Source organism: Altererythrobacter sp. (assembly GCF_050299635.1).
Taxonomy (GTDB): Bacteria; Pseudomonadota; Alphaproteobacteria; order Sphingomonadales; family Sphingomonadaceae; genus Erythrobacter.
On sequence record NZ_JBNKWF010000021.1, the window covers coordinates 32,972 to 55,257 of the forward strand.

Consider the following 22,286-nt stretch of genomic DNA (forward strand, 5'->3'; position numbering starts at 1 on the left):
TGCTAGGCGCGCGCCAGCTTTGCCGGGGTGCCTTGCCGCAACCCGTAAGTTGCAAAGCGATGCATCGTTATTTTCCGGATCCAAGAGGACCTCAAGCGCGTGGATATTTCCGCCGGTATACAGGCTAGCCTTGCAGGGCGATACGCTTCTGCTCTGTTCGAGCTGGCAGCCGAGAATGGCACAGTGACCGCGGTCGAGTCGGACCTCGACATGCTTTCGTCCGCGCTTTCCGATTCGGAAGACCTGCGTGGAGTCACCACCAACCCCGAACTGAGCCGCGCATCGCAAGGTGCCGCCGTCGCGGGAGTGGCCGAACATCTTGGTCTGTCCGAATTGACCCGCAATTTCCTGGGCGTGCTGGCCGCCAATCGCCGCCTCTCCGCCCTGCCCGACATGATCCGCGCCTTCCAGGCGATCGCCGCCGCCCAGCGCGGCGAAGTGACCGCCGAAGTCACTAGCGCCCACCCGCTCAGCGAAGAGCAGCTTGCCACGCTCAAGGACAAGCTGACCGCGCGCCAGGGCCGCACCGTAAAGATCAAGCCGAGCGTCGACCCGGACCTTCTGGGCGGCCTCGTCGTCACCATTGGATCGCAGCGTATTGATGGCTCGATCCGCACCCGTCTCAATTCCCTCGCTACGGCGATGAAGGGCTGAAGGCCCGTATGCCCGAAGATTCGATGAAAGGCTGAAAATGGAAATCCGCGCCGCAGAAATCTCCAAGGTCATCAAGGACCAGATCGCCAGCTTCGGTACAGAAGCCGAAGTCAGCGAAGTCGGCTCTGTCCTCTCGGTGGGTGACGGTATTGCCCGCATCCACGGTCTCGACAAGGTGCAGGCCGGCGAAATGGTCGAGTTTGCCAATGGCGTTCAGGGCATGGCGCTGAACCTCGAGGCCGACAATGTCGGCGTCGTGATCTTCGGCTCCGATGCCGAGATCAAGGAAGGCGACAGCGTAAAGCGTACCGGCACCATCGTGGACGTGCCGGTCGGCAAGGGCCTGCTGGGCCGCGTGGTGGACGCGCTGGGCAACCCGATCGACGGCAAAGGCCCGATCGACACGACCGAGCGCAGCCGCGTCGAAGTGAAGGCGCCGGGCATCATCCCGCGCAAATCGGTGCACGAACCGGTGCAGACCGGCCTCAAGGCGCTTGACGCGCTGGTGCCAGTCGGCCGCGGCCAGCGCGAGCTGATCATCGGAGACCGTCAGACCGGCAAGACCGCCGTTGCGATCGATACCTTCATCAACCAGAAGGAAATCAACGCTTCGGACGACGAATCGAAGAAGCTCTATTGCATTTACGTCGCCGTCGGCCAGAAGCGCTCGACCGTGGCGCAGATCGTCCGCCAGCTCGAAGAAAACGGCGCGATGGAATACTCGATCGTGGTCGCTGCAACCGCTTCTGAGCCTGCGCCTCTGCAATATCTCGCACCCTACACCGGCTGCGCGATGGGCGAGTTCTTCCGCGACAACGGCATGCACGCCGTGATCGTTTATGACGACCTTTCCAAGCAGGCCGTCGCATACCGCCAGATGTCGCTGCTGCTGCGTCGTCCGCCGGGCCGCGAAGCCTATCCGGGCGACGTATTCTATCTTCATAGCCGCCTGCTGGAGCGCGCGGCGAAGATGAATGACGACAATGGCGGCGGCTCTCTGACCGCCCTGCCCGTCATCGAAACCCAGGCCGGTGACGTTTCGGCCTATATTCCGACCAACGTGATCTCGATCACCGATGGCCAGATCTTCCTTGAAACCGACCTCTTCTATCAGGGCGTCCGTCCGGCGATTAACGTCGGCCTGTCGGTGTCGCGTGTGGGCGGTGCCGCCCAGACCAAGGCGATGAAGAAGGTCTCGGGCTCGATCAAGCTGGAGCTGGCGCAGTACCGCGAAATGGCGGCCTTCGCTCAGTTCGGCTCTGACCTCGACGCCGCTACGCAGAAACTGCTTAACCGCGGTGCGCGCCTGACCGAGCTGCTCAAACAGCCGCAGTTCAGCCCGCTCCCGTTCGAAGAGCAGACCGTGTCGATCTTTGCCGGCACGAATGGCTACCTTGACGATATCCCGACCGACCGCGTGACCGAGTATGAGGAACAGATGCTCGCTTACATGCGTTCGGAACACGCGGATGTGCTCAAGGAAATCCGTGAGTCGACGAAGTTCGAAGGTGATGCGGCTGAGAAGACCAAAGCCGCGCTTGACAGCTTCGCCAAGCAGTTCGCCTGAGCCTGAGAGAAACCTAGGGAGCCGAAATGGCCTCGCTTAAAGAACTCAAGGGCCGGATCAACTCGGTCAAATCGACCCAGAAGATCACCAAGGCCAAGCAGATGGTCGCAGCGGCCAAGTTGCGCCGTGCGCAGTCGGCCGCCGAAGCCGCGCGCCCCTATGCCGAACGGCTCGCAGGCGTGATGACCTCGATCGCCGCGAAAGTCGGCAAGAGCGACAGCGCGCCCAAGCTGCTGGCGGGCTCCGGTGCCAGTCAGCGCAACCTGATCGTGGTGGTCAACACCGACAAGGGCCTGTGCGGCGGTCTCAACGCCAACATCGTGAAGGAAGCCAAGGCGCAGGCCAAGAAGCTGATCGATGCAGGCAAGACAGTCGAGTTCTACCTCGTTGGACGGAAGGGCCGCGCCCCGATCAAGCGCGACCATGCCGACCGCATCGTCAAGCACTTCGATACCAGCACGGTGAAGACGCCGGGTTTCGAGGAAGCCGATGCAATCGCCGCCGAACTGATCGAAATGTTCGACGACGGCAAATACGATGTGGCACATCTGATCTACCCGACCTTCCAGTCGGCGCTGGCGCAGGAACCCACCACCGTCCAGCTGATCCCCGTCCCCACGCCAGACGACGCCGCTGGCGGTGATGCCGTGGTCGAGTACGAGCCGGGTGAAGAGGAAATCCTCGAGGAATTGCTGCCGCGCTACGTTAAAACGCAGCTGTTCGGTTCGCTCCTTGAGCGTGAGGCTTCCGAACAGGGCGCATCGATGACGGCTATGGACAACGCCACGCGCAACGCAGGCGACCTGATCAACAAGCTGACTATCCAATATAACCGCAGCCGCCAGGCCGCGATCACCACCGAGCTGATCGAAATCATCGCCGGTGCCGAAGCGCTCTAACGAAACGGATTGTATCGTGAAAAAACTTGCCCTTTCCCTCCTCCCGATCCTGGCACTTGCCGCTTGCAATGAAGAGCAGGCAGCAGAACCGACGCCGGCCGAAACCGCAACGCCGGAGCCGATCGAGACGATGGCCGCCCCGGACCAGGCGCTCTTCACGGAACTGCACGGCGCAGCCTGCCCTGAGGCCAAGCCGGTCAACACCGCAGTCTGCAAACGCGCCGGAATCGGCTCGGACGATGTGATTTGCGAATACGGCCTGGGCGACGACGAATATCTCCGCAACAAGGCAACCCTGACGCCCGAGGACGGCGAATGGGCGCTGAAAGATTCCGAAACAGTTTGCGCAGCCGGCGCATAATTTCTGAGCAAGGCAGGACATAGAAATGGCCACCGCACCCGTACTCAATCAAACCACCAACGGCACTATCGCCCAGGTAATCGGCGCTGTCGTCGACGTGCAGTTCCCTGGTGAGCTGCCGGCGATTCTCACTGCGCTGGAGACCAAGAACGGCGAACAGACGCTGGTTCTTGAAGTTGCACAGCACCTTGGCGAGAACACCGTCCGCACCATCGCGATGGACGCTACCGAGGGTCTTACCCGCGGCCAGGAAGTGGTCAACACAGGCGCGCAGATCTCCGTGCCGGTCGGCCCCAAAACGCTGGGCCGCATCATGAACGTGGTTGGCGAAGCGATCGACGAACGCGGCCCGATCGGTGCCGAACAGACCGCTCCGATCCACGCGGAAGCGCCCGAGTTCATCGACCAGTCGACCGAGGCGGCCATTCTGGTTACCGGCATCAAGGTGATCGACCTTCTCGCGCCCTACGCCAAGGGCGGCAAGATCGGCCTGTTCGGCGGTGCCGGCGTGGGCAAGACCGTGCTGATCCAGGAGCTCATCAACAACATCGCGAAGGGTCACGGCGGCGTGTCCGTCTTCGCCGGTGTGGGTGAACGTACCCGCGAAGGTAACGACCTTTATCACGAGTTCCTCGACGCAGGCGTTATCGCCAAGGACGCCGATGGCAACGCCACCAGCGAAGGTTCGAAGGTTGCTCTGGTGTTCGGCCAGATGAACGAGCCTCCGGGCGCACGTGCCCGCGTCGCTCTTTCGGGCCTGACCATGGCGGAATATTTCCGCGATCAGGAAGGCCAGGACGTGCTGTTCTTCGTCGACAACATCTTCCGTTTCACCCAGGCGGGTTCGGAAGTGTCGGCACTGCTCGGCCGTATTCCTTCGGCGGTGGGCTATCAGCCGACCCTCGCGACCGACATGGGCAACCTTCAGGAACGCATTACCTCGACCACCAAGGGCTCGATTACCTCGGTGCAGGCAATTTACGTTCCGGCCGATGACCTTACCGACCCTGCCCCTGCAACCTCGTTTGCTCACTTGGACGCGACCACTACGCTGAGCCGCGCGATTTCCGAGCTGGGCATCTACCCGGCGGTCGATCCGCTCGACTCGACTTCGCGCGTTCTCGAACCGCGCGTCGTTGGCCAGGAGCACTACGAGACTGCACGCCGCGTTCAGGAAACGCTGCAGAAGTACAAGAGCCTGCAGGACATCATCGCCATTCTGGGCATGGACGAGCTTTCCGAAGAGGATAAGCTGACCGTCGCCCGCGCGCGCAAGATCCAGCGCTTCCTGTCGCAGCCGTTCCACGTGGCCGAGGTGTTCACCAACATCCCGGGCGTGTTCGTGCAGCTTGAAGACACGGTGAAGTCGTTCAAGGCTGTGGTTGACGGCGAATATGACCACCTGCCCGAAGCGGCCTTCTACATGGTTGGCGGCATCGACCAGGCGGTCGAGAAGGCCAAGAAGCTGGCCGAGGAAGCCTGATCCAGATGGCGCTGCATTTCGAACTCGTCACGCCGGAGAAACTGGTCCGGTCCGAGGATGTCCACATGGTGGTTGTCCCTGGAACCGAAGGCGAGTTCGGCGTTCTGGAAGGCCACGCGCCTTTCATGTCGACCATCCGCGATGGCGTGGTGCAGGTCTTCAAGACTGCCGGAGCGCAGGCGGAAGAGATCCAGGTCCGCGGCGGCTTCGCCGAAGTGGCCGACACTGGATTGACTGTCCTCGCCGAACATGTCGGCGAGTGACGGGAGCCTAACCGTGCTGGCAGAACTCATTGTCAGCTGATCATTTCGGACAACCGAAAAACAAGAGGGCGGCCCAACGGGTCGCCCTTTTTGTTTACTATTCGAAAAGACCCGATAATTTCGAGTTCATGATTGAATCCAGAACTGCTCATTGCAAACAAGCTTTCGCATGATGACTGCCAAGGCGGGGATCAGCCCTGGTCATCACTTTTTGCAAATCGCCTTCCTGGCGCTGCTTGTCGTTGTACCGACCGCGTTCGCGCTGATCACGTGGCATTTTCCAATTATGCACACTGCCTCGATCCCGATCCTCGGCGGCGAAATCTTGATGATTCTCGTATTGGGGCTTTCATTTCTGGAAACTGGCGGGCCCCTCCGCCCTCCAGAGGGCTGGAATCTTGCTGCAGGCTTGTTGCTGATAGCCACCGGAATTGCCGGTGCAGTTCTCAATGCGCCATTCCCGGGTGATTCATTGCTTTTTCTGTTCAGAACTGTCGCACACATCGCCCTTGCTGCCTTGCTGTTCCAAGCGCTTGCAGCGCATTGGCGCGACTTCGCGAAACCCATCGTGCACGCGGTACTCTTCGGCGCATTGTTTCAGATTGCCTTCAGCTATTTCGTGATCGCGCACGGGGCGCTTACTGGCGAAATCGAATGGAAGATCTTCATGGCTGGAGCCAGCAACGTTCGCCAGCTTTCCTTTATCGGGATCGTTGTCGCAGGTATCTCGGCAGGACTGGCCGCACGAAGCCCGGGTGGAAAGCATTTTCTGGTATGTTGCCTGGGTGTCGTCATAGGCCTGACGTTCCTTGATCTGAATGGAGGCCGCGCCGGGATAGTGGCAGGACTCGGAGCCGTGGGTCTGGCGGCACTTTTGTCGGCGCCGGACAAGCGGCTCAGGAACGCATTCTCATTTCTGGCGTGCTTTGCCGCGTCTGTTCCCCTGTCAATGATCTATGTCCCGCCTAATGACTCATGGGGCTTCCTGAGAACCATAAAGACACTGTTTGGTTCAAACGAACTTGGCGTATCCTCGCCCGGCAGAACCCTGCTTTGGGGAATCGCCTATGAGCGATTCCTGGATCATCCATTCGTCGGCAATGGTGAAGGTCAATTCAGGTTCTTCTATCAGGCAGGGCAGGTTCGTTTCAATCATCCGCACAATGTGATTGTGCAATCCCTGTTTCAGTGGGGTGCCATAGGAACAATCTGCGCAGCATTTCTATTTGCACGCCCTTTCTTGAGGATACGAGCAGCAATACGCACAAGTCCGGAGGTTGCGATTCCCGCTTTCTGCGCCGTCGCAGGCCTGTCTGCGATGGCGGTGCTCGACGGATCACTTTACTACACCTACCCAACGATGACGTCAGTTGTACTCGTCGTCCTGATTGCTGTCTCTGCGGAATCGAGAAATCGCACAGCATCTTGCAGCGTTATTCGGGCCGATGATGCATCAGTTGCGTAGAGAGGACTCTTGAATCTTGTCTGTAAATTCGCACTGGCCGCATCCATGACACTTGAAACCACAACAGGCGACTCTGCCAGCGATCAGCCGGCCGATGCAGGCATCCCCGGCCCCGAGCAGGACCCTTTCATCTGGCTGGAAGAAGCACGCGATCCAAGTGCACTGGAATGGGTCGAGGCAGAGAATGATCGCACGCTGTCAGCATTGACTGCAGATCCGCGCTTCGACGCGCTCAAAAGCGAAGCGCTGGATATCCTCGATAGCGAAGACCGCATTCCCTTCGTCTCCTTCCGGCCCGATGGGCTCTACAATTTCTGGCAGGACAAGCAGAACCCGCGCGGCCTGGTGCGCCGCACTTCGCTGGAAAGCTATCGCGGCGAAAATCCCGAATGGGAGCTCGTGCTGGATGTGGATGCTCTTGCGAAGGAGGAGTGCCGCGAGTGGGTCTACAGGGGCTCAACCTGCCTCCCGCCCGATCTGCGCCACTGCATGATCGCCCTGTCGGATGGCGGCAAGGACGCCACCGTGATGCGCGAGTTCGACATGCAGACGAAGAACTTTGTCGCCGGAGGCTTCGAACTGCCCGAGAGTCAGGGCAGCATCCAGTGGATCGACAAGGACACGCTGCTCGTCACGCGCAATTTCAGCAAAGAGCTGATGACCGAGAGCGAATATCCTTACACCAGCCGGATATGGAAGCGCGGGCAGTCGCTCGACGAAGCGGAAGAGATCTTTCGCGGTTCGCCAAAAGATGTCTGGTCAGGCGCCAGCCTGCTGCGCGATGCCAGCGGCGCGATACAGGCCCGCACGGCCTTTCGCGCGATCAGCTTCCATGAGACCGAGAACTACGTCTGGAAAGACGGCGACTGGCTTCGGCTGGAAATCCCGCTCAAGGCTTCGCTCTATGGCATTGTCGATAGACAATTGCTCGTCTCGACCGATGTCGATTGGGAAGTGGACGGAGAGACCTTCCCTGCGGATTCGCTGGTCGCGATCGATCTGGAAGAATGGAAGGTCGATCCCAACGGTGCCCAAAAGACCCTCGTCTGGGCGCCGGGAGAACGCCAGACGAGGCAGGGTGGCGCAATCACCGGCCATGCGCTCTATGTCGGCCTGCTCGACAATGTGCGTGGCCGTGTGCTGCGGTTTAACTTCATCGATGGCGCATGGACCAGCGAGACGGTTGACCTGCCGGATAACGCCACGGTCGGCATCCAGGCTTCGTCAAACGAAACCGACCAGATCATGTACACGGTCTCGGACTTTCTAAATCCAACCACCCTTTACTATGCCGATGGCGGCAAGCCCGAGCCGATCAAGCAATCGTCCAGCCGTTTCGATCCCACCGGGATGGAGGTGGAACAGCACGAGGCGACGAGCGCCGATGGCACTAAGATTCCCTATTTCATCGTCAAGCCCAGCGGCATGAAGCCAGATGGCGGAGCCGCCACGGTGATGCATGGATATGGCGGGTTCCAGGTCCCTCAACTGCCCGGCTATCTCGGCCTGACCGGCAAGTTGTGGCTTTCAAGGGGCGGTGCATATGTGCTGGCGAACCTGCGTGGGGGCGGCGAGTTCGGCCCCAACTGGCACCAGACCGCGATGCGGGAAAACAAGCAGCGCACATGGGACGACTTCATCGCCGTTGCCGAAGACCTGGTGGCGCGCGGTTTCACCACCCCGACCCAGCTCGGCATAGAAGGCGGATCGCAAGGCGGCTTGCTGGTCGGGACGGCTTTCACCCAACGGCCCGATCTGTTCAACGCGGCAATCGTACAAATCCCGCTGTTCGACATGTTGCGCTTCCACCTGATTGGCAGAGGTGCATCATGGATCGGCGAATATGGCGATCCGCGCATCCCCGAACAGCGCGCCTGGATCGAACCCTATTCGCCCTATCAGAAGATCGCAGAGGGCATGGACTATCCCTCGCCCTTCCTCTGGGCATCGACTGCGGATGACCGCACGCATCCCGCTCATGCACGCAAGGGTGCCGCAAAGCTCAAGGCGCTCGGCCAGCCCTATTATTATTATGAGGAAATGACCGGGGGCCATTCAGGCGGAGTCGATAACAGCCAGCGTGCGCAGCTACAGGCACTGCAATTTGTCTATCTGATGCAGCGACTTATGGACGGCAAGCCGGAATAGCCGGGTTTGTTCGATTCGCAGGCTTGACTAACCTGCGCGAGCGAAGCCGTAACTAACAAGCCTTATACCCAAACGCCTCACCGCATTGTGGCCACGATTCGAATGGTAAATCCACCATCGACCAAGCCTCAAAACTCCAAATTAACCCTCAAAATCCAGTATTTGAGCCACGGGGGCCGAAGTTTGGAGATTGAATATGCCTTATGCCCCACATGAAACTGTGGCCGACGCAATCAAGCGCGCTGGACTGCCCGAATCGCATGACATTCATTGGTCCGACGCACGCAAGGCAGATGTAGTGCGTGCTGTGCGCAACAAGCTAATCAGCTTTGACGAAGCGCGCTGGCGCTATCTGCTCAGCCGCAAGGAGTTCGAAAGCTGGGAAGAGCAGGTTGACGAGAAGACCGGCCACAAGAGCATTCGCCTGCAGTCCGTGCCGCCCGTCGAACGTCGCCGCGAATCGGCCGACGAGGAACAGCCGCGCGAACGCCCAAGGCTCGCATCCGTCTGATCCGCCTTCGGTACCAAGACTTGCAAGCCGCTCGATTGCCTCACCTGCTCCGGGTAGGAGCATGAAAATCGGGCGGCTTGTCTTTCACCCAATCGAGGAACTTTGCCAGCGCTTCATCTTCGATCAGAGCTGAGCGATCCTCACCAATCCGGGCAAGCTGGGAATTGGTGAAATTGGCATGGATCGCACGATGGCAGATCGGGTGGACAGAAACCTTCACCCGGCCTTTCTTTGCCTTGGGAACCGGGTGGTGCCATTCGATCAGGGTCTCGAACGGGCGTTCGCAGAGCCAGCAGGTAAGCGGAGCTTCGCCTTCACTCATCCCTTCTTCTGCGCCGCCTTTTTCTTCTTCATCGTATCGTGAAAACGATCGGCCCAACCGGGTTTCACGATCTGCTCCCCGCGCACCATGCGCAGCTCACCTTCATCGACATCGCGGCTGACCGCGCTGCCCGCGGCAACAATGGCGTCCGCGCCGATTTTCACTGGCGCGATCAGCGCGCTGTTGCTGCCGATGAAGGCGCGCGGGCCAATCTCGGTCCTGTGCTTGAAATAGCCATCGTAATTGCAGGTGATCGTGCCAGCGCCGATATTGGCTTCGGCACCCACAGTCGCATCGCCCAGATAGGTGAGGTGGTTTGCCTTGGCCCCGGGCCCCAGAACCGCATTCTTCATCTCGACGAAATTGCCGACCTTGCTGCCCGCTTCCATCACCGAACCGGGGCGCAGCCGGGCAAAGGGGCCGACCGAGCACCCCTCCCCCACATGGGCACCTTCGATATGGCTGAAGGCAAGGATCGTAGCGCCATCGGCCACTGATGCACCGGGGCCGAATACGACATTGGGTTCGATCGTCACATCGCGCCCGATTTGCGTGTCCCAGCTGAAGAAGACGGTTTCCGGTGCGCGCAGAGTCGCGCCATCGGCCATTGCCTCTGCGCGCTTGAGCTCCTGCCATTGAGCTTCGGCCTGGGCCAGCTCGGCACGGCTATTGATGCCTGCAACTTCATTGGGGTCGTCCGTCGCCACAACCGCACAGGCGCGACCGTCAGCGATCGCGATATTGACGATATCGGGCAGGTAATACTCGCCCTGAGCATTGGCGTTGCCCACGCGGTCAAGCAGCGCCCACAAATCAGAAGCGCGCGCCGCCATCAGGCCGGAATTGCAGAGGCAGCATGAACGCTCCTCCTCGCTCGCATCCTTGAACTCGACCATCTTCGCGATCCGCCCATGAGCATCGGCGATAACACGGCCATATTGCAATGCGTCCGCAGGGGTGAAACCCAGCACAACGGCCGCGGGCTCGTCATCCTGCCGCAAACGCTCAAGCATTGCCTGCATCGTCGCGGGACGGACGAAGGGCACATCGCCATACATGATGAGCACATCGCCATCGAAGCCGCCCAAGGGGCCCTGTGCCTGCTGCACGGCGTGTCCGGTGCCCAGTTGCGGTTCCTGCAGGCAAGTCATGGCGCGATCACCCAGCGCCTGCTCCAATTGCTCCCGCCCGGCGCCGACCACCACGACTTTGTGTGCAGGGGCCAGCGCATCGACCGAATCCATCAAGTGGTCGATCATCGCTTTGCCTGCGATCGGATGGAGGACCTTGTGCAGGTCGCTCTTCATGCGGGTGCCCTTGCCCGCAGCAAGGATTATGGCTGCGAAATGTGTCATCGAAAGCCCCAATGCCACCAAACGCTTGCGGTTTGAAGCACCATCCGCCACCGCACAGCACATGGCCGATTTTACCTTTCACGCTGTGGGTTTCGATCTCGACGGCACATTGCTCGATACGCACCAGGATCTGGGCGCTGCGGTCAATCATGCGTTGAAGCTGGGCGGCTTCGACCCGGTGCCTGTCGACAGCTCAAAGGATTTGATCGGCGGTGGGGCCAAGATCATGCTGGCGAGAGCGGTAGAACGCCAGGGTGGGATGCCAAAGGACGAGTTCCATGCGCTCTACAAGCAGATGCTGGGATATTATGCCGAGCACAATGCCGTCCACACAAGGCCATACCCCGGTGCCGAAACGATGTTGGACAATCTGGCGCAACGCGGCGTGCGCATAGCCGTGGTCACCAACAAGTTCGAAGGATTTGCGCGCGATATCCTGACTCAACTGGATCTGATCGACCGGTTCGAAACGGTGATCGGCGGCGATACCCTGGGCAAAGGCCGCGCCAAGCCCGCGCCAGATCCGGTACTGGAAGCGCAAGACCGCTGCGGAGCCAAGAGACAAGGAGGCCGCTTCGCCTTCGTGGGCGATTCGAGCTACGATGTAAAAGCGGCGCGTGCGGCCAATGTGCCGGTGGTTGTGGCCGGCTATGGCTATTGCGACCAGCCACCGCACGAAATGGGCGGCGATGTGGTGATCGATTCGCTGAACGGCCTGATTTCTGCCTTGGAAGGGCTGTAACCCCGCGCTTGACCTTACGGCATCGCGCCGCCGCACCAATCCTGTTGCATTGCAGCAGTGAAAGTGCCACCCAGCGCCCAGATTTACGTTTACGGAAGCTTCGGAGAGTTCTCATGAGCATCGATTTCAAGGATAGAGTAGCCATCGTGACCGGCGCAGGCGGCGGCCTGGGCAGGGAATACGCGCTGGAACTGGCGCGGCGCGGCGCAAAGGTCGTCGTCAATGACCTCGGCGGCTCGCGCGACGGCACCGGCCATTCCGATGCCGCGCTGAAGGTTGTCGAGGAAATCGAGGCTGCTGGCGGCACCGCCATGTCCAACGGCCACTCGGTCACCGAATACGACCAGATGGAAGAAATGGTCGCCAAGGCGAAGGAAAAGTGGGGCGCCGTCCATATCCTCATCAACAATGCGGGCGTTCTGCGCGACAAGACCTTCGCCAAAATGGAGCCGGCCGACTTCGAATTCGTGCTGAAGGTTCACCTGACCGGCTCGGCCTTCGCCACCAAGGCGTGCTGGGATACCTTCCGCGAGCAGGCCTATGGCCGCATCCTGATGACTGCCAGCTCCACCGGCCTGTTCGGCAATTTCGGCCAGGCCAATTACGGCGCGGCCAAGCTGGGCCTGGCGGGACTGACCAAGACGCTGCAGCTCGAAGGCGCGAAGTACAATATCCGCGTCAACACGCTCGCGCCGGTTGCCGGCACCCGCATGACCGAAGACCTCTTCCCTGAAGAAGCCTTTAAGCTGTTCGATCCGGTCAACGTGGTCCCCGCCGCGCTGTTCCTTGTGAGTGAGGACTCGCCCACCAATGCCATCGTCGGCGCAGGTGCAGGCGGCTATCACAGCTCATGGACGGTGATGAACGACGCCGTCTGGCTGCCCGAAGGCCAGCGCACTGTTGAAGGCTTTGCCGAGAACTGGAGCAAGATTTCCGAGTTCTCCAACCTCGTCGCCCCGCAATCGGGCGCGGAGCAGTCTGGCGCGATCCTCAAGGCGATGCAGAAGGTGCTTGGCGCCGAAGCTGCCCCGTCCAGCGCACGCGGCTGATCCACACACCGTATTGACACAGTAATACACCTGTCGTAGCTTTCCCCGATTGCAGGGGAGAGTTACGACGATGTATACCGAAGACGATCTGCGCAGGGCCGTCGCCAGCGGTGCGATCAGCGCCGAAGCGGCTGACGCGCTGCGCGCATCGGTCCGTGCCTCGACCGAGGCACCCGCGACCGACGAAGAACATTTCCGCCTGATCAACAGTTTCAATGACATATTCGTCACCATAGCGGCGATACTGCTGCTGGTGGCGATGGCGGGAATCGGACAGGCTTTCACACCTCGACTCGACGGACCGCCACCCTTTTCCGGTTTGCTGATCGCAGCCGCGGCCTGGGGCATGGCCGAATACTTCACGCGCGTGCGGCGCATGGCGCTGCCTTCGATCGTTCTGCTCCTGGCATTCGTCGGCGGCGTTTTCGAGATGCTGCTCGGTTTTGTCGTGCTGAGCTTGAACGCCAATTTCGATGGCCATCAGGTCCTCGCAGGGACGCTCATCTCCGGCTCGGCGCTGCTGACGGCAGTCGCAGCCTGGTTCCACTGGCGGCGTTTCATGGTCCCGATTACCGTCGCGGCAGGATCAGGGGCACTGGCGGTCACCGCGATCGCTCTCGTCATCACCGCGCTAGGCCCGCAATCGATTGACAGTCCCGAAAGCATCATCATCCCGCTGGTCTTTGTGGCGGGCCTCGTGATCTTTGGTTTCGCTATGCGCTGGGACATCAGCGACCTGGGCCGCCAGACGCGGCGCAGCGATGTCGCTTTCTGGCTCCACTTGCTCGCCGCGCCGATGATCGCCCATCCGCTGTTCCATTGGCTGGGTGTGACCGGCGGCGAGAACATCGGGATGGGTGCCGCAGTGGGCGTGCTGGTGGTCTATGTCGCGTTAGGACTTGTGGCGCTGGCGATCGACCGGCGCGCGCTGCTGGTCTCTGCCCTCGCCTATGTGTTGGCGGCGCTCACCTTCCTGTTCGACCGCTTCGGAGCGGTGGAACTGAACGTGGCGCTTACGGCGCTGGTGATCGGCTCCGCGCTGTTGACATTGTCGGCCTTCTGGACGCCGATCCGCCGCATGGTGGTGCACACATTGCCGGACGATCTACAGGGCCGCCTGCCGACAACCGCTGCGCTGCCGAGCGGCCTGACAGCGAATTGAAACACCTGATGGAGGAGAGGGGCTCGCGCCGGTGGTGCGGGCCCTTTTAATCAATATCGAAGGCCTCGAACCAATGGACGAAACCGCTGATACGGGGACCGATCGGAGTGGGTCGTTCCGCTACTTCATTATCCTGCTACTGGCGGGTCTGCTGGTAGTCTATCATGTGAGCATGCTGTTCGATCTCGTCCAGGGGAAGGGCCTGAGCAGTGACCCAGGCTTCAATGCGATCCAGGCAATCTTTCGCCTGGCTATCGTCGCCAGCCTGATTGCGGTGTCGATGGGCAAGCGCATTGCGCTGTGGGCAATGTGGGGCAGCATAGCGGGGCTCGTCGCCACCCAGTATTGGGCGCATTTCGGCAACTTGCCGGTCGAGTTTACGGAAGGACGACATCCCTTGTCCTATCTCAAGGGATTTATCTTCCCCACAATCATTACCGCAGCATCCCTTTACCGCCGCCGCTGACGCGATTCGTCTAGTCCCCGACCGCCTTCACCAGCCGCCTTTCGACCGGTGCCAAAATTCCTGGCAATTCGTGTCCGCGCTTGAGCACCTGGCCGTGCTCGCCGAAGAGCGTCCACATGCCCTGGCGGCTTCTCAGCGCGGGCCGTTTCTCGATCCGCGCCTGCGGGCGCTCTGCAGCGCGGCGGAACGCGGCAAACACGGCTACGTCTTTGGTGAAGTCCATTGCGTAGTCGCGCCATTGGCCAGCAGCGACCATGCGCCCGTATAGATCGAGAATGCGCTGGAGCTCGTCGCGGGCAAAGCCGACCTGCTTTGGAACGCGTCCGGGAAATGCGATGACCGAGCTGGAACTTCCGGCACCGACGCCAGTCGTCATCAGTCGTCAGTCCCGCTGCGCTTGTGGGCAGTTACACCCAGCGTCTCACGCTTGAGCGCGGCAATTTCCTCGCGCAGCACCTTGAGCTCTCCTTCGAGCTTCTCGATGCAATCGCGGCTCGGCTCGCAGGGATCGTCACACGGAGTTCCGTAGGGAATGAACTCCCTCAGCCACTCATCCGCCGGAACCAGTGTCGAACGCGCCTTGAGCCCGATCATCGTCGCGCCTTCAGGCACGTCTTCGGTGACGACGGCATTGGCACCCACGCGCGCGCGTTCGCCCACTGTAATCGGCCCGATGATCTGAGCACCGGACCCGATGATGACATTGTCGCACAATGTCGGGTGGCGCTTGCCCGCCTTGCCGTTGGTGGGATTGGTCCCACCCAACGTAACGCATTGGTAGATTGTCACATTGTCGCCAATCTCGGCCGTTTCGCCAATCACGGTGAAGCCGTGGTCGATGAAGAAGAATTTGCCGATTGTGGCGCCGGGATGGATGTCGATAGCCGTCAGAAAGCGCGAGGTGTGGTTCACCATTCGCGCCAGGAAATAGAGCTTAGCTTCGAATAACCAGTGTGCAATTCGGTGGAAGAACACCGCCCAAGCACCTGGATACAAAAGGATTTCCCAGCGCGAACGCGGAGCAGGATCGCGCGCGCGAACGGAGTCAAGATAGGCGATCAGGCCAGCAAACATGACAATTTTCTCCCACCAAATGCGGTTCAAAGCAAGCGTGCTTGCTCCGGGCCCTGCACCTGGTCCAATGCATCCCGCCATATCGACATGGTGGCTGGATGCTTGCGTTCAAGACTCAAGCGGTCGATCGCGCCCACCAAACTCTCGATTCCAGCAAAGCTGCGCTCCACCCGCGGAACGAGATATTGGGTTGCGCCCTCGGCCAGCGAGAGCCCCCTCTGCGCCGCGATAGTCTCTATCAATTGCCCAATCATATCGTCATCGGGCGAACCGATTTCGAGCTGGAGCGAGCCGCCGAGCCGCGATCGCAGATCGGGCAAATCGATGTCCCAGGGCTGGCTATTCGAGATCAGGAGCAGGGGCTCGCCACTCTCTTGCGCGGCGTTCCAGCGATGAAACAACTCGGTCTCATCGACACTGTCGGCGTCATCCACCACGCTCACGCCCTGGCTGGCCGCCCATTTGCCCAGCAGGCTCTTGCCCGAGCGCGCGGGACCGGTCAGCACCGCAGTGCGAAACGGCCACGCGGCTGGATCGGAGAGCGCTTCATAGACCGCGCGATTTGCACTGCCGATCACGATCCGGTCAGGATCCGACTGACCGCGCAAATCCAGAGGAAGGGCGATCTGCGACATCGCAACATTCTAGCGGCTGATTGCGAGCGCGCCAGAACCTTCCTGCACGGTGTAGCCGCGTTGGCGCAGCACCGCCGCAAGCTGGTCGAGCGATCCGGCGAAGCTTATTCGCATCACCGAGGTCCCGCCTATGGCGATGCTCGTGGTCGCCGCGCCGCGCACGCCAGGGGTTGCCCTCATCGCCGCCAGCGTCGAGTCGATCGCCGAGGCATCGGGGCTGTTGAACTGCACGACATAGCTGTTGACGACACTTGGCTGCGGCGTGGCAGCAGGCGGAGGTGTTCCAATCCCGGGCACGGGACCGATTTCGCCAGTCTCTTCGGCTGCGTCGCGGCGCTGGATCGCACGGCCGATCTCGATCAGCCGCTGAAGTGCCGGATCGACATCTCCGCCACCCCCCAGGTTCAAGGTCGGATCGGGTCGCAATTTGCCATCGGCCAGAGCCTGTTCGAAAATCGTGTCGAATCGTTTGACCGCCTGTTCCAGCATCACAGGCAGTTCGCGCGGATTGTCGGCCGTAAGCGTAAAACCGTCGAGGTAGCGGCTGTCGGGGCCGTAGCGCGCCGTGAACTCGCCCTTCACCGGCCCGCCGGGCCAAGTGTAGCGCAGCCGGGCCACGGGGACCAGGACATCGGCGGCGCCGAACTGGTCGAGAATCACTCGCCACCAGGTGCGGCTGCGGCGCCCGGTCTGGCCATAGGTCAGCAGCAGCGAATCGCCCCCGGCCCCGGCCGGGCGGACATAGTCGATCCGGCTGGTGCCGGGATTGAACTCCGCCCAGGCACGCTGCCACGGATTGCGCACCTCATACATGGTAAAAGCACCGCCGCTTTCCGTCACCGGAAGGAGCAGCATCGGCGCGGACCTGCTGGCCCTTGCGCCTTCGCCCAGATAGCGGCCCGCGCGGGTGCGATCGAAAATCACGCCCAGACGGGCGATATAGCGCTTGGGACCGATCCGCTCATTCTCGACCACGACCGCAGAAACAAGCGATTGCAACTCGCTTTCCGAGATGGTGGGTCCGCCGAGCTTCTCCCAAGCCTTGCGATGCGCTTCCTTCCAGCCCTTTTCGCGCGCTTCCTCGGCCGAATCCGCACGTACATCGACTTCGATACCGCCAACGTCGATATCGCTGCTGGAAACGACTGGAGCAATGCCGCGATCGCCTTCGACCTGCGCCCAGACAGCCACCGCCAAACCCATCAGAAGACAGGCTGCAAAGGCCCAGCCAAAGCGGGCTGACGTGCCGCTCGGCAAGGTGTGCGACAGGCGAGGAAGGGAAATATGCGGGGTCATCGGGGAAAACGGAGAGCCTTTTGCCGAAAGCATCGTGCGATTCCAAGCGATATTGCTAAAGGGGACCGCATGAACGGCAAGAATTCCCCTTACACCTACGAAGATGCGGGTGTCTCGATCGATGCTGGCAACCGCCTGGTCAAGGCGATCGGCCCGCTGGTTAAAGCCACCGCAAGGCCCGGAGCGGATAGCGAGCTGGGCGGTTTCGGCGGATTTTTCGATCCCAAGGCCGCCGGATACAAGGATCCGCTGCTGGTCGCGGGCAATGACGGCGTAGGTACCAAGCTGAAGCTGGCAATCGACCATGACAGGCATGATACCGTCGGGATCGATCTGGTTGCCATGTGCGTCAACGATCTGATCGTGCAAGGCGCGGAACCGCTATTCTTCCTCGACTATTTCGCCACCGGAAAACTCGAAAATGGCATTGCCGAACGCGTCGTCGCCGGCATCGCAGATGGCTGCAAACAGGCCGGATGCGCCCTGATCGGCGGCGAGACGGCTGAAATGCCGGGCATGTATGCGCCGGGCGATTATGACCTTGCGGGGTTCTGCGTCGGCGCAGTCGAGCGCGGCGAGCAGTTGACGGGTGAGAAGGTTGCGCCCGGCCATGTGCTGATCGGCCTCGCATCCTCGGGCGTCCATTCAAACGGCTATTCGCTGGTGCGGCGTCTGGCGGCGGACAAGGGTTGGAAGCTCGACCGCCCTGCCCTGTTCGACCAGGAGCGCCTGTTGATCGACACACTGATCGAACCGACCCGGATATACGTCAAAAGCCTGCTGCCGCTGGTCCGCGAAGGGTTGATCGACGCGCTGGCGCATATCACCGGCGGCGGATTGCTCGAGAATATCCCGCGCATCCTGCCCAAGGGTTCGCACGCGGTGGTCGATGCTGCTCTGTGGGAACAGCCGCGCCTGATGGCTTTCCTGCAGGCGCAAGGGAATATCGAACCGGGGGAAATGGCGCGCACCTTCAATTGCGGCGTCGGCATGGTGCTGGCGGTTACGCCGGACAAGGCCGAGGCGGTTGCGGATCGGCTCGCCGAAGCGGGTGAAACCGCCTTTCGCGTCGGCGTGATCGAAGCGGGCGAGCGCGGCTGCACCGTGCGCGGATCGCAAGGAACCTGGAGTGCACAGTCCGATTGGGAGGCGGTGCACCTTGCCTGATGCAGGCGCAAGTGATCCCACTGCCGAGAAGGCCCGTGTCGCCGTCTTCATATCCGGTAGCGGGACCAACATGGCGGCGCTGCTCTATGCCAGCCGCCAGCCCGGCTCGGCTTACGAGATCGTGCTGGTCGTCAGCAACAATCCCGACGCCGGCGGGCTGAAGCTGGCCGAGGCAGAGGGCCTGCCTACTTTCGTCTTGCCGCACAAAGGCATGGCGCGCGACTCTCATGACGCCGCGATGGAACAGGCGGCCATGGATGCCGGTGCCGAATATATCGCACTTGCCGGTTACATGCGTATCCTTGGAGAAGCATTGGTCTCCCGCTGGACGGGCCGGATTGTCAATATCCATCCTTCGCTGCTGCCCAAATACAAGGGCCTCGACACGCATCAGCGCGCGCTGGATGCAGGCGACAGCCATGCCGGGGCGACGGTGCATATCGTCACGTCCAAGCTCGATGACGGTGAAATCCTGGGTCAGGCGAAAGTCGCGATCATCGACGGTGATACGCCCGAAAAGCTCGCCACACGCGTGCTGATCGCCGAACACCAGCTCTATCCGCGTGCGCTTGGTGCCTATGTTGGGCGCGGGCAAAACCCCGATTGGTTGCTTGAGCGCGTGCGCGAACTGGCGCTTGCTCTACCTGAAGTCCATGAGCGCGAGAGCCACGGCGCACCCGGCTGGCGAACGGGCGGCAAGAGCGGCAAGTATTTCGCCTATTTCAGCGACCATCATCATGGCGAACCGCATATCGCGCTGCTTGCCAAGACCAGCGGCACTGACGAGATGGCAGCGCTGATCGAGCGCGATCCGGAAACCTTCTACCGCCCGGCCTATTACGGCGCGAGCGGATGGATCGGGATCGTGCTCAATCGTCGCGGTACCGACTGGAACCAGGTCGAACACTGGCTGCGCAGAAGTTGGCAAAGCGTTGCGCCAAAGCGGCTCACCAAACTGCTCGACGCGGCTGACGAATTCTAGTGCGGCTTCTCAGCCTTTCTTTCCGATCCCCGGAATGAAGGAGCCGACCCTGCGGCGATAATCGGCATACTCCTCGCCAAAGACCGCCAGCAAATCCTTCTCCTCATGAGCGATGCCGATCAGGATGTAGATCGTGAAACCGATCGCCGCGAGAAAATGGCCGTAGGTCATGTGCGGCGTCGCCCAGAAAGCAATGAAGAATCCGGTATAGAGCGGATGCCGCACCAGCTTGTAGAATAGTGGGGTACGCATCTTCGGCGGTGGAGCGTCCTTACCCGTAAGATTGAGCCAGGCCTGTTGCAGACCGAACAGTTCGAAATGGTTGAGTAGCCAGGTTGAAATGAACAGGATGCCCCAACCCATCCAGAACAGTGCCCAGATCGCCAAGCGGCCGGTTTCGTTATCGACCATCCAGACAGTGCCTTCGATCGGATGCCAGAAACGGAACAGGATCACGAGCACCGCGACAGTCGCGAGGCAATAGATGCTGCGTTCGATCGGAGCAGGAATGATTTTGGTCCAGCCTTGTTTGAAGCCGGGGCGCGCCATGACCGAATGTTGAATGCCGAACAGCGCGATCAGCGCAGCGTCGATGATAATCGCAGTAATCGGTGCCGCCGCTGCGCCCTTGTCGACATGGGTGGGCATGAAATCGAAACCACCGACCCAGCCGACCAGATACAGAAACGAAGCGAAAAAAGCGGCGTAGCAAACCAGAGCCACAACCATCATGAAAGCACGAGCCATTTCCCTCTCCCCCAAAGGAAAAACGCAACCCTGGACGAGCCCTTAGCATGGATTGGAGTGATCGCGTAGTCGCGCGTTGCCTCAAAGGCGAAGGGCCCCGCCGCATCTCTGCGACAGGGCCCCGAATGCACTCCGGCGAGCGCCCAGTGCTGGATTGCAGCTAGAAGTTGTAACCCAGCGTCACTCCATAGGTGCGCGGCGGCATCAGCGTGCCGCCGATCGTCCGGCTCGTGGCAACCGCATAGCTGCCAGCCCAGACCAGTTCATCAAAGATGTTCTTGACCCACAGGTTGACCGTCAGATCCCTGTTGGGTGCCCTGTACAGAATGTTGGCATCGACCATCGCATAGCCGTCTTGCGCCAGCCGCGGATCGTTGAACTCCGTATGGAACTGCTTCGAGCGGTAGGCGAAGTTGGTGCCCAGCGTGATCGAACCGCCATTGCCCGTCGCGATATCGTAGGTCGGGTGGAGGTTGAAGCTCCACTTTGGCGACATCCGGGTGTAATTGCCCGAAAGGTCATTGGTCAGCATCGTGGGATCGGCGCCCGGCGCGAATAGCCGTGCATCGAGCGGATCAATCGAATTGAATTTCGTGAACGTCGAGTGGAGGTAGGCCAGCGATCCATCGATCTGCAGAGCCGATGTCGCCCGCCACTGCCACTCTACGTCGACGCCATAGGCTTCGGATTCGGCCGCGTTACGCAAGACGCTGGAGAAGAACGGCGGCGTCGGAATCGGCTGTGTGAACTGGAACTGCCCGTTCTTCAGCGTTTGGTAGAAAGCCGCCACATTCAGGCTGAAATCATAGCCGGAGTATTTGCCGCCAGCTTCGAACGCTTCCACCTTCTCGGGATTCACGAAGGGATTGCACCCGTCGCAAGTCGTCACTGACGGCGGACCACGACGGGCACTGCCAATCTCGGCCGTGCCGCTCTTGAAGCCGCGCGACCAGTTGCCATAGAACATCAAGTCGTCATTGGGGCGGTACTCGAGGCCAAGCGATGGCGAGAAATCGTTCCAGCTCTTGGAGTTGTCCCATTGCAACGCATCGGGCGTCAGGCTGTTCGTCACCGAGCTGCCCACGCCGAAATTGTTTTTGATGTGGCGCTTCTCATGGCTGTAGCGACCGCCCGCCTTGATCGAGAATTGGTCGGAGAGGTCGAACGTCAGGTTGGCGAAAGCGGCATAGGCCTCGATATTCAGGACACCGTCGAGCTGGACGCGGAAAGGATCGGTATTGGTAATCACGTCCTTGCCGATGTGGTTCTCTGTGCGAATTCTCTCATCCAGATAGAACAGGCCGAACACCCCGTGGAGCCGACCCGTATCAATATTGGCCTGAAGCTCCTGGGTAAACTGGTGTTGGAACACCGGTTGCCAGTGATTGGCGCTCGTGCCTGTACCAACCGGTGGAGTCTGTGCCAGTGGATATGCGGCGTAGCTCGACATGTCGAAATCGTGGAAGAAGATCGCATCGAAGCTGCGGTAAGACGTCAGCGACTTCAGCGATACGTCATCCGACGCCTCAAGCGAGACGACACCGGTAAGCGCCCATTGTTCGCGGTCGTTGATCGGATCGATATTTGCATTGAGATTGCGCACCTTGCTGGCAAAGGAAGCGCCATCGCGCTGGCCCAGCGATGCAAGCCCGTCATTGCTGGGGTCGGCATCGTCGAGCACGCCCGGGAAGCTGATCTCACGGAACTTGATAGCGAGCGAGCGATCGTCTTCTGTGTGGTACTCGCCGGTCAGCAGGACAGACAGCGTATCCGTAGGCAGAAACTCCAGATGCGCACGCGTGCTGAACTGCTTGGCATTGTCGATGTCGTTGCCGGTGAACTCGTTGATGCCATAACCATCGCGGTTGACCGCGCGCACGGCTACGCGGGCGCGGATCTGGTCCGTCAGCGGCCCGCCGACTGCCGCCTCACCCACCA

Annotated in this window: 23 protein-coding genes; 15 read left to right on the forward strand and 8 right to left on the reverse strand. The window is 60.8% G+C overall.

Going from position 1 to position 22,286, the window contains the following annotated elements; genetic code table 11:
* Positions 1 to 99: 99 nt before the first annotated feature.
* The 9 genes from ACQY6C_RS11475 to ACQY6C_RS11515 all read left to right on the forward strand — a co-directional run bounded on the left by ACQY6C_RS11475 (position 100) and on the right by ACQY6C_RS11515 (position 9,351).
* Positions 100 to 654, forward strand: coding sequence for a F0F1 ATP synthase subunit delta (locus ACQY6C_RS11475; RefSeq protein WP_427968839.1), 555 nt, complete (start codon positions 100 to 102; stop codon positions 652 to 654).
* A 37-nt stretch (positions 655 to 691) separates the two neighbouring features.
* Entirely contained in the window at positions 692 to 2,221 is a 1,530-nt protein-coding gene (gene atpA, locus ACQY6C_RS11480; RefSeq protein ID WP_427968841.1) for a F0F1 ATP synthase subunit alpha, read from the forward strand.
* 26 nt (positions 2,222 to 2,247) lie between these two features.
* Positions 2,248 to 3,120: a F0F1 ATP synthase subunit gamma gene (locus ACQY6C_RS11485; RefSeq protein ID WP_427968842.1), complete on the forward strand. Its 873-nt coding sequence runs from the start codon at positions 2,248 to 2,250 to the stop codon at positions 3,118 to 3,120.
* A gap of 16 nt (positions 3,121 to 3,136) precedes the next feature.
* The gene (locus ACQY6C_RS11490; protein ID WP_427968844.1) at positions 3,137 to 3,481 is read left to right on the forward strand and encodes a hypothetical protein; all 345 of its coding nucleotides are present in this window, start codon (positions 3,137 to 3,139) and stop codon (positions 3,479 to 3,481) included.
* 25 nt (positions 3,482 to 3,506) lie between these two features.
* The gene (gene atpD / locus ACQY6C_RS11495; protein ID WP_427968846.1) at positions 3,507 to 4,964 is read left to right on the forward strand and encodes a F0F1 ATP synthase subunit beta; all 1,458 of its coding nucleotides are present in this window, start codon (positions 3,507 to 3,509) and stop codon (positions 4,962 to 4,964) included.
* 5 nt (positions 4,965 to 4,969) lie between these two features.
* Positions 4,970 to 5,227 carry an ATP synthase F1 subunit epsilon gene (locus tag ACQY6C_RS11500; RefSeq protein WP_427968848.1) on the forward strand — a complete coding sequence of 86 codons (258 nt, stop codon included), beginning with the start codon at positions 4,970 to 4,972 and terminating at the stop codon, positions 5,225 to 5,227.
* A gap of 169 nt (positions 5,228 to 5,396) precedes the next feature.
* On the forward strand, positions 5,397 to 6,692 hold the full coding sequence (locus ACQY6C_RS11505; RefSeq protein WP_427968850.1) for an O-antigen ligase family protein: 1,296 nt from the start codon (positions 5,397 to 5,399) through the stop codon (positions 6,690 to 6,692).
* 45 nt (positions 6,693 to 6,737) lie between these two features.
* On the forward strand, positions 6,738 to 8,840 hold the full coding sequence (locus ACQY6C_RS11510) for a prolyl oligopeptidase family serine peptidase (protein ID WP_427968852.1): 2,103 nt from the start codon (positions 6,738 to 6,740) through the stop codon (positions 8,838 to 8,840).
* 196 nt (positions 8,841 to 9,036) lie between these two features.
* Complete coding sequence (locus ACQY6C_RS11515; protein ID WP_427968854.1) at positions 9,037 to 9,351, forward strand: DUF1153 domain-containing protein; 315 nt, start codon at positions 9,037 to 9,039, stop codon at positions 9,349 to 9,351.
* A 40-nt stretch (positions 9,352 to 9,391) separates the two neighbouring features.
* Here ACQY6C_RS11515 and ACQY6C_RS11520 read toward each other — a convergent pair whose 3' ends face one another.
* Both ACQY6C_RS11520 and glmU read right to left on the reverse strand, forming a co-directional pair.
* Positions 9,392 to 9,673: an HNH endonuclease gene (locus ACQY6C_RS11520; protein WP_427968856.1), complete on the reverse strand. Its 282-nt coding sequence runs from the start codon at positions 9,671 to 9,673 to the stop codon at positions 9,392 to 9,394.
* Positions 9,670 to 11,028 (reverse strand): bifunctional UDP-N-acetylglucosamine diphosphorylase/glucosamine-1-phosphate N-acetyltransferase GlmU, encoded by a 1,359-nt coding sequence (glmU, locus tag ACQY6C_RS11525; RefSeq protein ID WP_427968858.1) that lies wholly within the window; start codon positions 11,026 to 11,028, stop codon positions 9,670 to 9,672. The genes ACQY6C_RS11520 and glmU overlap by 4 nt, the downstream gene beginning before the upstream one ends.
* Positions 11,029 to 11,089: 61 nt before the next feature.
* Here glmU and ACQY6C_RS11530 point away from each other — a divergent pair, with 61 nt between their 5' ends.
* The 4 genes from ACQY6C_RS11530 (at position 11,090) to ACQY6C_RS11545 (ending at position 14,447) form a co-directional block, all read left to right on the forward strand.
* The gene (locus tag ACQY6C_RS11530) at positions 11,090 to 11,770 is read left to right on the forward strand and encodes an HAD hydrolase-like protein (protein WP_427968859.1); all 681 of its coding nucleotides are present in this window, start codon (positions 11,090 to 11,092) and stop codon (positions 11,768 to 11,770) included.
* Positions 11,771 to 11,883: 113 nt separating this feature from the next.
* Complete coding sequence (locus tag ACQY6C_RS11535; RefSeq protein ID WP_427968861.1) at positions 11,884 to 12,819, forward strand: SDR family NAD(P)-dependent oxidoreductase; 936 nt, start codon at positions 11,884 to 11,886, stop codon at positions 12,817 to 12,819.
* Between the two features lie 70 nt (positions 12,820 to 12,889).
* Entirely contained in the window at positions 12,890 to 13,981 is a 1,092-nt protein-coding gene (locus tag ACQY6C_RS11540; RefSeq protein ID WP_427968863.1) for a hypothetical protein, read from the forward strand.
* A 34-nt stretch (positions 13,982 to 14,015) separates the two neighbouring features.
* Positions 14,016 to 14,447, forward strand: coding sequence for a hypothetical protein (locus tag ACQY6C_RS11545; protein WP_427968865.1), 432 nt, complete (start codon positions 14,016 to 14,018; stop codon positions 14,445 to 14,447).
* A 10-nt stretch (positions 14,448 to 14,457) separates the two neighbouring features.
* Here the strand turns inward: ACQY6C_RS11545 and ACQY6C_RS11550 are convergent, their stop codons facing one another.
* From ACQY6C_RS11550 to ACQY6C_RS11565, 4 genes are read right to left on the reverse strand one after another with little or no spacing between them, the layout of a single operon-like run.
* Positions 14,458 to 14,823 (reverse strand): DUF2794 domain-containing protein, encoded by a 366-nt coding sequence (locus ACQY6C_RS11550; RefSeq protein ID WP_427968866.1) that lies wholly within the window; start codon positions 14,821 to 14,823, stop codon positions 14,458 to 14,460.
* Positions 14,823 to 15,521 (reverse strand): serine O-acetyltransferase EpsC, encoded by a 699-nt coding sequence (epsC, locus tag ACQY6C_RS11555; protein ID WP_427968868.1) that lies wholly within the window; start codon positions 15,519 to 15,521, stop codon positions 14,823 to 14,825. The genes ACQY6C_RS11550 and epsC overlap by 1 nt, the downstream gene beginning before the upstream one ends.
* A gap of 26 nt (positions 15,522 to 15,547) precedes the next feature.
* On the reverse strand, positions 15,548 to 16,156 hold the full coding sequence (locus tag ACQY6C_RS11560) for an ATPase (protein ID WP_427968870.1): 609 nt from the start codon (positions 16,154 to 16,156) through the stop codon (positions 15,548 to 15,550).
* Between the two features lie 9 nt (positions 16,157 to 16,165).
* A complete protein-coding gene (locus tag ACQY6C_RS11565; protein WP_427968872.1) occupies positions 16,166 to 17,485 on the reverse strand; it encodes a heavy-metal-associated domain-containing protein in 1,320 nt (439 codons plus the stop codon).
* Between the two features lie 36 nt (positions 17,486 to 17,521).
* Between ACQY6C_RS11565 and purM the strand changes: the two genes are divergently transcribed.
* A complete protein-coding gene (purM, locus tag ACQY6C_RS11570) occupies positions 17,522 to 18,619 on the forward strand; it encodes a phosphoribosylformylglycinamidine cyclo-ligase (RefSeq protein WP_427968874.1) in 1,098 nt (365 codons plus the stop codon).
* A complete protein-coding gene (gene purN / locus ACQY6C_RS11575) occupies positions 18,612 to 19,601 on the forward strand; it encodes a phosphoribosylglycinamide formyltransferase (RefSeq protein WP_427968876.1) in 990 nt (329 codons plus the stop codon). Before purM ends, purN begins: the two co-directional genes overlap by 8 nt.
* A 9-nt stretch (positions 19,602 to 19,610) precedes the next feature.
* Here the strand turns inward: purN and mddA are convergent, their stop codons facing one another.
* Both mddA and ACQY6C_RS11585 read right to left on the reverse strand, forming a co-directional pair.
* Positions 19,611 to 20,348, reverse strand: a complete 738-nt coding sequence (gene mddA / locus ACQY6C_RS11580; RefSeq protein ID WP_427968878.1) for a methanethiol S-methyltransferase — start codon at positions 20,346 to 20,348, stop codon at positions 19,611 to 19,613.
* 160 nt (positions 20,349 to 20,508) lie between these two features.
* A partial coding sequence (locus ACQY6C_RS11585; RefSeq protein WP_427968880.1) for a TonB-dependent receptor occupies positions 20,509 to 22,286 on the reverse strand: 1,778 nt, incomplete at its 5' end.

What these genes read in the sequence shown, in the direction of transcription:
- atpD (WP_427968846.1), top strand. Translation starts at nt 3,507, where the DNA reads ATGGCCACCGCACCCGTACTCAATCAAACCACCAACGGCACTATCGCC.
- ACQY6C_RS11485 (WP_427968842.1), top strand. Translation starts at nt 2,248, where the DNA reads ATGGCCTCGCTTAAAGAACTCAAGGGCCGGATCAACTCGGTCAAATCG.
- ACQY6C_RS11550 (WP_427968866.1), bottom strand. Translation starts at nt 14,823, where the DNA reads ATGACGACTGGCGTCGGTGCCGGAAGTTCCAGCTCGGTCATCGCATTT.
- ACQY6C_RS11560 (WP_427968870.1), bottom strand. Translation starts at nt 16,156, where the DNA reads ATGTCGCAGATCGCCCTTCCTCTGGATTTGCGCGGTCAGTCGGATCCT.
- atpA (WP_427968841.1), top strand. Translation starts at nt 692, where the DNA reads ATGGAAATCCGCGCCGCAGAAATCTCCAAGGTCATCAAGGACCAGATC.
- ACQY6C_RS11505 (WP_427968850.1), top strand. Translation starts at nt 5,397, where the DNA reads ATGATGACTGCCAAGGCGGGGATCAGCCCTGGTCATCACTTTTTGCAA.
- mddA (WP_427968878.1), bottom strand. Translation starts at nt 20,348, where the DNA reads ATGGCTCGTGCTTTCATGATGGTTGTGGCTCTGGTTTGCTACGCCGCT.
- purM (WP_427968874.1), top strand. Translation starts at nt 17,522, where the DNA reads ATGAACGGCAAGAATTCCCCTTACACCTACGAAGATGCGGGTGTCTCG.
- ACQY6C_RS11510 (WP_427968852.1), top strand. Translation starts at nt 6,738, where the DNA reads ATGACACTTGAAACCACAACAGGCGACTCTGCCAGCGATCAGCCGGCC.
- ACQY6C_RS11520 (WP_427968856.1), bottom strand. Translation starts at nt 9,673, where the DNA reads ATGAGTGAAGGCGAAGCTCCGCTTACCTGCTGGCTCTGCGAACGCCCG.
- epsC (WP_427968868.1), bottom strand. Translation starts at nt 15,521, where the DNA reads ATGTTTGCTGGCCTGATCGCCTATCTTGACTCCGTTCGCGCGCGCGAT.
- ACQY6C_RS11540 (WP_427968863.1), top strand. Translation starts at nt 12,890, where the DNA reads ATGTATACCGAAGACGATCTGCGCAGGGCCGTCGCCAGCGGTGCGATC.
- glmU (WP_427968858.1), bottom strand. Translation starts at nt 11,028, where the DNA reads ATGACACATTTCGCAGCCATAATCCTTGCTGCGGGCAAGGGCACCCGC.
- ACQY6C_RS11500 (WP_427968848.1), top strand. Translation starts at nt 4,970, where the DNA reads ATGGCGCTGCATTTCGAACTCGTCACGCCGGAGAAACTGGTCCGGTCC.
- ACQY6C_RS11530 (WP_427968859.1), top strand. Translation starts at nt 11,090, where the DNA reads ATGGCCGATTTTACCTTTCACGCTGTGGGTTTCGATCTCGACGGCACA.
- ACQY6C_RS11515 (WP_427968854.1), top strand. Translation starts at nt 9,037, where the DNA reads ATGCCTTATGCCCCACATGAAACTGTGGCCGACGCAATCAAGCGCGCT.
- ACQY6C_RS11565 (WP_427968872.1), bottom strand. Translation starts at nt 17,485, where the DNA reads ATGCTTTCGGCAAAAGGCTCTCCGTTTTCCCCGATGACCCCGCATATT.
- ACQY6C_RS11535 (WP_427968861.1), top strand. Translation starts at nt 11,884, where the DNA reads ATGAGCATCGATTTCAAGGATAGAGTAGCCATCGTGACCGGCGCAGGC.